Origin of the sequence: Candidatus Sysuiplasma acidicola, assembly GCA_019721035.1 — an archaeon.
Lineage (GTDB): Archaea > Thermoplasmatota > Thermoplasmata > Sysuiplasmatales > Sysuiplasmataceae > Sysuiplasma > Sysuiplasma acidicola.
The window spans coordinates 1-9,917 of sequence record JAHEAA010000031.1; the positions used below are offsets into that span (position 1 = coordinate 1).

At 48.6% G+C, this 9,917-nt stretch carries 12 protein-coding genes; 2 read left to right on the forward strand and 10 right to left on the reverse strand.

Annotation, left to right across the window (positions count from 1 at the left end):
• Positions 1-220: 220 nt before the first annotated feature.
• The 5 genes from KIS30_09835 to KIS30_09855 form a co-directional block, all read right to left on the reverse strand.
• Entirely contained in the window at positions 221-913 is a 693-nt protein-coding gene (locus KIS30_09835; protein MBX8647034.1) for a transposase, read from the reverse strand.
• Positions 900-1,523 carry an SWIM zinc finger domain-containing protein gene (locus KIS30_09840; GenBank protein MBX8647035.1) on the reverse strand — a complete coding sequence of 208 codons (624 nt, stop codon included), beginning with the start codon at positions 1,521-1,523 and terminating at the stop codon, positions 900-902. The genes KIS30_09835 and KIS30_09840 overlap by 14 nt, the downstream gene beginning before the upstream one ends.
• A 35-nt stretch (positions 1,524-1,558) precedes the next feature.
• Positions 1,559-1,747 carry a hypothetical protein gene (locus tag KIS30_09845; GenBank protein MBX8647036.1) on the reverse strand — a complete coding sequence of 63 codons (189 nt, stop codon included), beginning with the start codon at positions 1,745-1,747 and terminating at the stop codon, positions 1,559-1,561.
• A 706-nt stretch (positions 1,748-2,453) separates the two neighbouring features.
• Positions 2,454-2,891 carry a hypothetical protein gene (locus KIS30_09850; GenBank protein ID MBX8647037.1) on the reverse strand — a complete coding sequence of 146 codons (438 nt, stop codon included), beginning with the start codon at positions 2,889-2,891 and terminating at the stop codon, positions 2,454-2,456.
• Positions 2,892-2,922: 31 nt separating this feature from the next.
• Positions 2,923-4,119, reverse strand: coding sequence for a hypothetical protein (locus KIS30_09855; GenBank protein ID MBX8647038.1), 1,197 nt, complete (start codon positions 4,117-4,119; stop codon positions 2,923-2,925).
• 100 nt (positions 4,120-4,219) lie between these two features.
• On the opposite strand from KIS30_09855, the gene KIS30_09860 reads away from it, so the two are divergent.
• On the forward strand, positions 4,220-4,357 hold the full coding sequence (locus tag KIS30_09860; GenBank protein MBX8647039.1) for a hypothetical protein: 138 nt from the start codon (positions 4,220-4,222) through the stop codon (positions 4,355-4,357).
• A gap of 496 nt (positions 4,358-4,853) precedes the next feature.
• Here KIS30_09860 and KIS30_09865 read toward each other — a convergent pair whose 3' ends face one another.
• From KIS30_09865 to istA, 4 genes are all read right to left on the reverse strand, one after another.
• On the reverse strand, positions 4,854-5,612 hold the full coding sequence (locus tag KIS30_09865; GenBank protein ID MBX8647040.1) for an ABC transporter ATP-binding protein: 759 nt from the start codon (positions 5,610-5,612) through the stop codon (positions 4,854-4,856).
• A 122-nt stretch (positions 5,613-5,734) separates the two neighbouring features.
• Positions 5,735-6,484, reverse strand: coding sequence for a hypothetical protein (locus KIS30_09870; GenBank protein ID MBX8647041.1), 750 nt, complete (start codon positions 6,482-6,484; stop codon positions 5,735-5,737).
• A gap of 515 nt (positions 6,485-6,999) precedes the next feature.
• Entirely contained in the window at positions 7,000-7,758 is a 759-nt protein-coding gene (gene istB / locus KIS30_09875) for an IS21-like element helper ATPase IstB (protein ID MBX8647042.1), read from the reverse strand.
• A 7-nt stretch (positions 7,759-7,765) separates the two neighbouring features.
• Positions 7,766-8,971, reverse strand: coding sequence for an IS21 family transposase (istA, locus tag KIS30_09880; protein MBX8647043.1), 1,206 nt, complete (start codon positions 8,969-8,971; stop codon positions 7,766-7,768).
• Positions 8,972-9,106: 135 nt separating this feature from the next.
• Between istA and KIS30_09885 the strand changes: the two genes are divergently transcribed.
• Positions 9,107-9,400 (forward strand): transposase, encoded by a 294-nt coding sequence (locus KIS30_09885; protein MBX8647044.1) that lies wholly within the window; start codon positions 9,107-9,109, stop codon positions 9,398-9,400.
• 49 nt (positions 9,401-9,449) lie between these two features.
• Here KIS30_09885 and KIS30_09890 read toward each other — a convergent pair.
• The coding region (locus KIS30_09890) for a transposase (protein ID MBX8647045.1) at positions 9,450-9,917 on the reverse strand (468 nt) is incomplete at its 5' end.

Here is a 9,917-nt window from a genome sequence, read left to right on the forward strand (position 1 = left end):
TTTTCCTCAGCTGCACCAGTGCGATGCTGTCCTTCTCCTGCCGGCCATCCCTCACAGGCTTTGTCACGACCCCAGATGCGGGGAAAGGGCAGGTTTGATGATCTCTATTGGCGCCTGGAATCAGTTCTTGAGACAATCGTCACCATGCTGGCGGCCATATAGAGATAATATTTCATAGATGACATTACTTACCAGTTTTTTCACAGATTGCAGAGTAAATTCACAGATTTGTTTTGTCAAACTCTGTCAAGGACTTATCCTGTCTGTATGGATTTGGCACGTTATTCCCTGTTAGATTATCAATCAGCAGCAGATGGCTCTCCAGGCCATGCTCAAACATCTCATGGATGACGACCGTGATGTTGTACGCGATGATCTTGCAGTAAGCCTCATTGACCTGGGCTGTGGGGTTTTTGGATTTTATCGCCTCTCCAAATTTCATTTTTATGGCTGAAAACACCGATTCTACATTGGACCTCGGGTGGTACTCTTCATCAAACTCATCGCGTTTTAAGTGGAAAAGGTGGTACATCTTCTTCCACGCGGGCGATCCTTTCGCCATGGCTATTGAATCGCTTTTGAAAGGAATGAATACACTGATACCCAGTTCTGAACCGTAATTATAGTTCGCCCTGCTGAGATATGCTTTGTCGGCGGTCGCTTTCCCGATATCAAACCCCGCCTGAATCGCGCCTCCCAGAAGTTCCTGAAAGAGTGTTGCATCAGCCACAGTGTTCTGGGTAACAGCGGCCCTGAACACTCCATGCGTCTTGCAGCCAGCAAGCAGTGAAGCTTTCAGCCAGACATTTCGTCTTGACGGACCGTGCTTCTCCTGGCAATAGAAGACATACGAATTCGTACGGAATCCGGAGGAGTCAATAGCCACAGTCGCATATTCTTCAACGGCAGCCAAGGGGAAACGCAGATAATGAAACGAGCTCTTTCAGTATTGGCGTAACGTCTTCCCTGATAAGCAGTCTTGATGATATTGAATAGTTGGGAGTGGAATCGAGATATTTCTTTTCATGTGCTGTTTCAAGGAAGCCGTACGATCTCCGGCACGAATACATTGATGCAACTTTCCTTACCGCACAGAAAAGGTCTGTCGAAAACTCGGTCCTAGGCCTTCCAGTGCTCCGGGCAGGCTGTGGATCTTCAATGCTTTCAACAAGACCTAGCAAAAGCGGGTCGAACAAGCGGAGCTCGGCCATCTGCGCAAGGTCATATGCTTCCCAATTCTGGGGATAAGATACTTTTGCTAGCTTATCGACTATTTCTGCAGTTACTCCTATCTGACGGTCCAGATTAAGCATGACTGCAGCAATGTGTTTGCATGTTTCTTCCTCTTCCTGAAAATATCTGCATTCACACGTCCAACTGTCAATTTTGTCCAACACCCTGTACCTGCCATGGCCGCTTTCAGAAGATACTGAAAACTCCCCCTCACCAACGTACTTGACAGCATCGGGAAATTTCGATAGCAACCTATCCGCTTTAATCCGTGTCAGTTCAGGGAGTTTCATGTGCCTCTGTCTCCTATTTTGGCTAATAATATGGCCTATATATCTGTCATAGTATTTATTTTTTGTCCTATTGAAAAGCCAAGATTTAAGCCATAATTATTTAACTCACATGCAGTTAAGGTAATTGGTGATTCCCCGCCTAGAATATTCAAATCAAAAGCCACCCGAGTAATGCCGTCATCTTCCTCTTTACGATCAACAATACCTGAGGCTGTAGCGGCCATGCTCGGAGTGGAGCATGGCTCAACATTGTTCTGGTCTATAGAGCCTGGTTCGACCGAGGTAATCGTATCGGCGCGCGAGCCGAAAAAATCTGAATCCCGCTGATTACTGCCATTCCGATATCTGTGCGTTAAATCTACCCTAGCGGGCCCTGAGGGCCCTTTGCTATAGTAGAATCTTTGAGTTACAATTTCTTGATTCCTGAATTAAGCTGAAGATGTGTACAGTGAAACCCGATTCATCTCTCTCTCCATCCGCGCCCATTATAAACGATTATGCAATCCTTCATGTCTGCCTCTACACCACGGCGGCCGCTGGGCATCGCCACCTCCCCTATCCGCTTGATCTTCCTGAGGACGGCGTGAACTCTGCCCACATAAATTGTGGGATATTCTGTGTAATTGCCGGCCGTGTCAAGGGCATCAAGCGCTGGGAAAGGTAGTGTATGATCAAAATGACAGATTCGTCTATGAACCTTTGGAGTTGGACAGAAGACGCTGAGAAGCTGCGGCGACAGGGAACGAGACTGCACTCGTGAAAGATTTTACCTTCAGGCATTATTCATTCCAGAACTCTGAGATAAGGGATATCGCCGAGAAGAATGTGAGCAAGCGATGCGCACAACCAAGCACGTTTCACGGAACGATGGGGGCTGCGCGGGCTCGACAAGGAGAGCCCTGATTTCTAGTTCCCCGGCATGACTGAAATTTAAGGCACAAGCTCTATCGGCGTCGTAATTAGTATGCTCACACTAGTCTGCTTGATGCTGCCATCCAGATTGAAACCAATCCAATATTGCCCGGGCTGCAGGATTACATTGAATGAGCCGTTGTCTGCAAACGGAATAGGGTGGAGTGCACTGAAATTCTTGCTGCTCATCTGTGTATTGTTGACTATGCCGGCCTGCACCAGCCCGTTTGCAGTCCAGTTTCCCACAAGACGGGATTCATGGTAGACCGTGAAATGATACATGACGGCTATGTTCCATCCAGAGCCGGTTGTTCCGTAATCCGGAAGATTGCCCTTTGCAATTATGATGCGGGGGCCATCATGCGGGGACTTGACTGCCATCGCAGCTGCATAAACTGCCACTACAAAGAGCGCTGCAAGGATGACCGACACAACGATTCTTTTTTGACGATTCAATGGCATCACCATGATTCAATCATGTATGAATTCAAGTTGGAGTTACCCCATTATTAAGTCTTACAGTTTGATTTAAGATCGGTGTGGAGTAAGTTCCGGGCCATGAATCTACAGATCCAAAGAGGACTTCATTAACAACCATAGGAAGAACACCACCATATTTATATGGATCAAGAAATCCGGTTGATCCTGGCCAGAGCGTATATGTAGTGTCTTCCTGAACTGCTGAACCAAATGTGTACAAAACAGCGGCATTTCCTTTCTGACCATCGCTCTGGTCTTGCCAATTCAGGACTTTATTTGCCACTTGTTCAGACACCGTGACACTTGCACCACTGAATGCAACGGTGACTGTGTAATTGGTGTAACCATTGGTGTACTCACCTGTATTCTGCGGGTTGTGGTCATAAAGCACCTGGCCCGCCCATTGCCACGTGTTCCATTGCGTGTCTTGAAACAGGTGATACGGAGTATAAGGATCGTATGCATGTATTTCTATCTGGCCAACGGTCGCGAACTCATAATAAACAGTGCCGTTTGGACTGGTATAAGTATATTCATAGTACGTCCACTGACCTGAAACCCATCCTGTCTGCTCGCTAAGCCAATCTTTAGGGGCAGTCTCCTTATACCAGCCGACATAACCGATACCAGTGAAATACTGATTAGTCACAGTATTTGGGGTTGCTGCTGCACTGACAGGCTTCGATATGTGAGGAATGATGGATTGTTCCGCCATGAATATGCCGGTTGCATAGTTTATGAACTGCTGCAGCCCGTTACCACTTACATGTGCACCAATTACCTCTCCACATGGATTAAAAGAAACGGCAATCACAGAGCTGTCCAGCAGTGAACTGCTGTAAGACTGCGCGGTTTTTGTACTGTTATGTGAAATGAGCTGAACAGGCATCTGAAAATGATTGCTCTGCAGTGCCGTTGCCCAGGAATTGAGAAATTCAAGCCTGTATGAAGTCGCACCATACATGATAACCATATATGGCTCATAGCTGGAAAACACGTTAGTGAGCACCGTGCTGATATGCGACTGGGAATTATGCTGGAAAAATGAATTATTAAGCACTACAACAGAATTCGCGGTGAGCGAGCTACTGAATGCCGTATATTGACTCACTGCAGACGAATTATGCTGGGTTCCAGCCATCCAATAACCCGACATTCCAGAAAGAACCATGATTGCAACAGAAACTAGCACCAACTTTTTCAAAAAACAGCTTAGAGCAGTTTTTATCATATAAGCAAACTATGAATATACCATAGTATACTTAAATATCTTACTGTATACCGGAGTATAACGGAGCATAAAAATGTCAGTAATCAAAATAAGCGCGGAAATCAAAAATTCACTGGATAAACGGAAAGTCCATCAGCGTGAAACATATCAGCAGGTAATAGAAAGACTGCTGCTGGATACGCAGAAGCACAAGCCGAAAAAGGGAAGTTAGAATTAACCTATTTTCTTCAGCTGCACGAGTGCGATGCTGTCCTTCTCCTGCCGGCCGTGCCTCTCGGGCTTTGTCACAACCCCTGATGCGGGGAAAGGGCAGGTTTGACGACCTCTATTGGCGCCTGGAATCAGTTCTTGAGACAATCGTCACCGAGCTGGCAGCCATCTAGAGCCAATATTTCATAGATGACATTACTACCAGTTTTTTCACAGTTATGCGAGTAAATTCACAAGCCACCTATTATTTTCACAAAAGCTAGTTTTTTCACAAAGCCCTAAACAGAGGCTTTGTGAAAAAAGTGGTCAAAATCGCCTAGTTTTTTCACAGATTACAGAGTAAATTCACAGATTTGCTTTGTCAAACTCTGTCAGGGACTTATACTGTCTATGTGGATTTGGTACGTTATTCCCTGTTAAATTGTCAATCGGCAGTAAATGGCTCCCCTGGTCAAAAGGGGAGTGATGTCTAAACTCAGGAAGAAAGGGGAAAAACATCAAGTCCGTTCAATAGAATGTCCCAACTGTGATGGCTTGTCTATGAGTTCTAAGAAGTGATCTTCCAGTCTTGTACCACGAACGGTCATACTCCATATTCTTTCTCTGTCTACGACTTCTATAAGCTTGCCTCTGTTTATGATTGCTACCTTATCACACACGTTCTCCAGTTCGTCGAGAATGTGCGACGACACGAGAATGGCCTTACCTTTGCGTTTTAGATCAAGCAGCAAATTCCTGACGAATCGTATGCCATCTGGATCAAGGCCGGTCGATGTTTCATCGAAGAGGTAGTTGCCGGGATCGGAAAGCATTGCTGCTGCCAGAGCAAAGCGCTTCTTCATGCCCTGAGAGTAGTTCCTGAACTTCTTATCCAGTTCGCCATCTAGCTTCACCAGTTCTAGCAATTCTTTGCCTCGTTTCATCGATTCAGAAGTTTTCATCCCGTAAAAGCCGCCAAAATATTTCATGAGCGAAAGTGGTTTCGCGCCTGGTTCAAAGCTGGGCGATTCTGGAATCCATCCTATGTTATATGAAGCATCGATCTTTTCAGTCACTATATCCTTTCCATCAATGAGCACTGTGCCAGACGTAGGATACAGAACGCCTGCGGAAATGCGTATTGTTGTCGTCTTTCCTGCACCGTTCAGTCCTGCGAAGCCAAATATCTCCCCGTCTCTTATCGTGAGATTCAAGTTTTCAACAGCAGGCTGGCTGATCTTTGAATAAAATTTAGTGAGGTTGCATATTTCAAACACCGATATATTCAAGCGATCTTTCTATTTGAATCTTAGCCTTTGCAGACCTTGTCAATTTTTACTTGATAACCTGAGATGTTCACATGCGTCCTCGGTTATGCAAAGCCAGCGTACTTTTCTTTTCACTGGGAGCAAACTCTGGATCGGATCGAAACCCATAATGTTCCTTCATAAAGCTTCCACGCCTTTATCGCCAATCGCGTGCTCAAAGAGAGAGTTTCTGAGTAAACCGGAAGATCGCTGGCAATTTCGAATCGGGCCTTAACCGAGGACACATGGAGATGTTCATGATACAGGAATGATGTGTTGAGCAGACCGTCCTTTGTCTTGAATCTGCGCTTGAATATCGGCGAGTTCATAGAGAAATGCTGTTCTGCAAGATTGCTCGTCTTCGAGACGAGCGGATCAGCGAGATAGAGGAAGAATTCCCCTGCGTGTTCATCCAGTGTGTTGAGGAACTTTCCAATGATGCTGTCGCCGCCATAGAGGTGGCGTATTGTGGGCAGCAGCCCTTCCACCACCTCCCTCTCCGTCTTCTCCGAATAGAGTTTCCTCACCGCATCCTCATTCCTTCCAAGCGCCTTCAGATTCTTCTCAGTAGGGAAGAACATGTATGTGAGCAGCCTGACCGCGCCTTCGAGCTGTTTCTCTGCCCTCGCCTTGTATACCGCATCCGTCACATCCATCACGGAATGGAAGAGGCACCTCTGCCTCCGTATCCTGATGTGCATCTCCCTTGCCACGGTGCTGAATGCCGTGTCGTAGTTGCGGCCGTCGGCCGTGAACCAGATGGTCTGGCCGGGCTGGACTGAAAAACTTTTCAGTGCGCCTGTCAGGAAGGAGACGACGCTCTCGTCGAGCAGATTCTCCATGATATCCTCGACGAAGCGATGTGTGTGATTGTCCTTCAGGAGTGCCCTGTATTTGCGTATGCCGTTATAGAGTGGACGACAGGTTTACCTTTACACAAAGGGGATGCGGAAGGGCCAAATGCCATTCTTCTGGTATATATGGTATAGTGAGAAAGGGTATACACTCCGGTGTCTTCGGGAGAAACCTGGTGAAAGGGGAATGTGCGTAAGTCTTCTTGAGGCTTTTGTCCTCGTTGCGAAGCGAGCACTCCACCACCTGCAGGTTGATCCGAGAATCAGGTCGTTAAGGGACACGTAAATGTCTCCTTGAATCAACTACCAGTTTACGGTCCTGCAGGCAATGGAGGATCCCCTTTCTCCTAAATAAAAGGAGCGAAATGAATGAAACGGAAGGGAAACAGGGGGAGCATACTGCCGGGACTGTTTGCAGGTATCGATGTGTGTAGGTGGCGGTCAGAAATTTACCAGATTCGGCGAAGTAATTTTGCCCATCTATATTAGATACTTTCGTTTTCTCAATCCTCCTTTTTTGCTGAGAACAAACCAGATTTCTTCTTCTCCCTCAGCCGGTATGATTCTCCCCTGATGTTCACGACGACAGAGTGGTGCAGCACTCTGTCTAGCACTGCCGACGCAATGGTATCGTCACCGAGGATCTCAGACCACTCTGAGAATCTCTTGTTGCTTGTGTAGATGGTAGATGCAAGCTCATACCGCCTGGACACGAACTGGAAGAACAGGTTGCTCTCCTCCCTGCTGAGCGGCAGATAGCCAATCTCATCCACGATCATCAGCGGGAACTTTCCATACTGCTTCAGCCTGATGCTCAGGCTGTCGGCCTTCGCATCAGTCTTCAGAAGCGATATGAGCTTCGATGCAGTTGTGTAGTATGCCGGAATGCCAGACTGTATGGCCCTCATGCCCAGCGCTATCGACAGATGGGTCTTGCCGACACCGGGTGGACCCAGGAAGACGACGTTCTCCGCATTGTGCACGAAGCGCATGGTCAGCAGCTCGTCTATGAGCTTCCTGTCTATCGTCGGCTGGAACTTGAAGTCGAAGTCGTCAATCGTCTTCCTGGCGGGGAAGCCGGCGAACTTGAGGCGCATGGTCATGCGCCTGGAGTTCTTTGCCTCCAGCTCCGTCTTCAGCAGGTCGTCGAGCACCTCCATGAATGTCCTGTCCTTCGCATTTGCCAGCGTGCTGTCTATCAGCGAATTCATTGTCGTCAGTCCCAGCTCTTCGAGCGAGCCGTGCACCCTCTCGTAGACCATGTCCATTTCACTCACCTGCCATGCTGTCGTAGACGGACAGATCCCTCTTCTCGACATCCGAGTACTGCCGGAGGTTCTGTTCCCTCACTGTCTTCATCAGTCCGTCGAAGTGTTCCTTGTTTTTGGATATCCTTCCGCTGCCCTGGAGGATATCGTGTTCCGCAACAACTGTGCCGTCGATGGTCACCGAGAGTCTGCCGTCGAGCTCGGTGACTGCGGACTCCCTGCCGGCATGCTTCCAGGGAACACTGTAGCGATTCCCATGGTATGAGACATAGCAGTCACGCGACACCTTTCTCGTGTCCGTGAGCTTCATCGCATACACCGGATGACCCTGTATAGGATTGAGCTTCTCGAGCGGCAGCCGCTCCTTCGGTATTTCACCTGTTGTTCTGTGTACCCTGGCATTGACTCTGTCGCACCACTGGAGTGCCTGGCTGTTGACATCGGCCAGCGATGTGAATGTTCTGCCGTTCCAGAAGTTGCCGCGTATGAACTTCATTGTATTCTCTATCTTGCCCTTGGTCTGAGGGCGGTACGGATGGCAGAGTCTGGGCCATATGCCGTAGAATTCGAGGAAGTCCATGAACAGCTGGTTGAAGGTGGAGTCTGAGACCTTCGCCTTCCTGTCCAGCACGACCTGTTTCATGTTGTCATAGAGCATTGTGTTCGTATAGCCGCTGAAATACTGGAATGCATTCGTGTGCTGCCTGATGAGCGTCTCTGTCTTCAGATCGATTGAGAATTCGATGTAACGCATTCTCGAGTAACCGAGCAGCATGGAGAAGCAGTGCAGCTTCCTCATCACACCGTCAATCTCGATGGGCCCGAACTCGCCGTAGTCGACCTGTGCCTGCTCGCCGGGTTTGGTTTCGAAGCGAAGGACCGCCTTCACCTTCGCATCATTGCGTATGGTGCTACAGTATTCTCTGAGGATTGTGTATCCACCGGGGTACCCTTTTGCCTTTATCTCCTCCAGTATCCTGACGGCGGAGAGGTTGTAACCATCAATCCTCTCCCTGATGTATGGTTTGTACGGTTCCAGAATAGAGAGTCGACCATTTCCTGTGGAACCGTATTCAGGCGGCTTGACAGCGAGGATGTATTTCCTCGCAGTGTTCCTGCTCACACCCGATTGCCTCGCAATCTCGCTCACCGACATTCCCTGCTCATGCATTTCCTTAAACACGTGCCATTCCTCCGAAGTCAGCAAATTCGTACCCCCTGCCCTCCACCGAAGGAGGCGCAGGTGGTAAATATTCACCGCCATTTCTGCTCAATATTCGCCGCCGATTCTGCTCAATTTTACTCCGCCGAAAATGGTAAAAATTGAAACGCCACGTCCAATGTGTCGCAGGAATGGTTCCATGCCGCCATCGTCGACAGCAACGGAAACACAGTGCGGTCTGCAGTGAAATATGACAACAACGGCAGCGGAATGGAGAGCATGTGGAATGAGAGCCGGTCTGTGGCAGAACAGATGCATCTGCCCATTGTCTATTCGATGGAGGCGAGCGGCATCTATCACATAGGCCTGCTTTCATTCCTCAATGAGAAGAAAGCATCAGTCTGGTGCTTCAACCCGCTCGTGCTGAGGGGCGAGAGGCAGGGGCAGCTGAGACTGTACCTAAATATTGTGTAATTACTTAACGTTGATCCTCCCGATCCTCTTCCGTACAAACAACTTCCACTCATTGATCTGATCTCTCCTTTCCTATTCCGAACCTGAGCTCGAACAGCTGCCGCAGTTCGTACGTGTTCGATGAGACCGCGGGCAGCGGTCTCCTGAGCCATCCATCGTTCCTGTGCTCGATCTGTATGTAGTAGTTGAAGTCGAGTGAGCGTCTGGACGGAAAGTAGCCGCCGAGCTCGTAACGCATGTACTCCAGGCCCGAGTTCACGGATTCGACGCCGTTTGTTGTATATATGTGCGTCCTGACCTCCTGAGGGTATTTGAGGAAGGCAAGATAGTTACCCTTCCTTCCCCTCAGCCTGTCCGCAAGTTCGCTGTTCTCCTTTGAGACAGCGTCGGCGATGGCCGACAGCTGTCTCTCCCCTTCATCGACGTCGTGCGCCCTGAAGAGGAGAAAGAGCTTCTCCTTCACTTCACGGTACAGCTTCACAGACAGGTGTTTCTTCAGATTGCGCTTCAGGTGCAC

Excerpts from the sequence above, each read along its gene's own strand:
- KIS30_09840 (MBX8647035.1), bottom strand. The coding sequence starts at position 1,523 with ATGAAACTCCCTGAACTGACACGGATTAAAGCGGATAGGTTGCTATCG.
- istB (MBX8647042.1), bottom strand. The coding sequence starts at position 7,758 with ATGGTCTACGAGAGGGTGCACGGCTCGCTCGAAGAGCTGGGACTGACG.
- KIS30_09845 (MBX8647036.1), bottom strand. The coding sequence starts at position 1,747 with ATGGCCGCTACAGCCTCAGGTATTGTTGATCGTAAAGAGGAAGATGAC.
- KIS30_09860 (MBX8647039.1), top strand. The coding sequence starts at position 4,220 with ATGTCAGTAATCAAAATAAGCGCGGAAATCAAAAATTCACTGGATAAA.
- KIS30_09870 (MBX8647041.1), bottom strand. The coding sequence starts at position 6,484 with ATGGAGAATCTGCTCGACGAGAGCGTCGTCTCCTTCCTGACAGGCGCA.